Source organism: Burkholderia sp. E168m23 (assembly GCF_016586125.1).
Lineage (GTDB): Bacteria > Pseudomonadota > Gammaproteobacteria > Burkholderiales > Burkholderiaceae > Burkholderia > Burkholderia orbicola.
Genome location: NZ_BCPP01001576.1, coordinates 1 through 794 on the forward strand (window position 1 = coordinate 1; position 794 = coordinate 794).

Consider the following 794-nt stretch of genomic DNA (forward strand, 5'->3'; position numbering starts at 1 on the left):
ACCGAAGGAGACTCGCATGACCGAAGCCGTAATCGTATCGACCGCACGCACGCCGCTGGCGAAATCCTGGCGCGGTGCCTTCAACATGACGCACGGCGCGACGCTCGGCGGCCACGTGGTCGCGGCCGCGCTCGAACGCGCGAAGCTCGACCCGGCGCGCGTCGAGGACGTGATCATGGGCTGCGCGAACCCCGAAGGCGCGACGGGCGCGAACATCGCGCGGCAGATCGCGCTGCGCGCCGGCTTGCCGGTCAGCGTGCCGGGGATGACGGTGAACCGTTTCTGTTCGTCGGGGCTGCAGACCATCGCGCTGGCCGCGCAGCGGATCATCGCGGGCGAAGGCGAGGTCTATGTGGCCGGCGGCGTCGAGTCGATCTCGTGCGTGCAGAACGAGATGAACCGGCACATGGTCCAGGAAGGCTGGCTCGTCCAGCACAAGCCCGAGATCTACTGGAACATGCTGCAGACCGCGGAAAACGTCGCGAAGCGCTACGGGATCTCGAAGGAGCGGCAGGATGCCTACGGCGTGCAGTCGCAACTGCGCGCCGCGGCCGCGCAGGAAGCCGGGCGTTTTCGCGACGAGATCGTGCCGATCACCGTGCTCGCGGGCATCGCCGACAAGGCGACGGGCCGCCTGTTCACGCAGGAAGTGACGGTCTCGGCCGACGAAGGCATCCGCCCCGACACGACGCTCGAAGGCGTGTCGAAGATCCGTTCGGCGGTGCCGGGCGGCGTGATCACCGCGGGCAATGCGAGCCAGTTCTCGGACGGCGCATCGGCATGCGTCGTGATGA

The 794-nt window shown here is 68.3% G+C and carries 1 protein-coding gene; it reads left to right on the top strand.

Going from position 1 to position 794, the window contains the following annotated elements:
* Positions 1–16: 16 nt before the first annotated feature.
* On the top strand, positions 17–794 hold a 778-nt coding region (locus JMF90_RS38985; protein ID WP_201326536.1), incomplete at its 3' end, for an acetyl-CoA C-acyltransferase.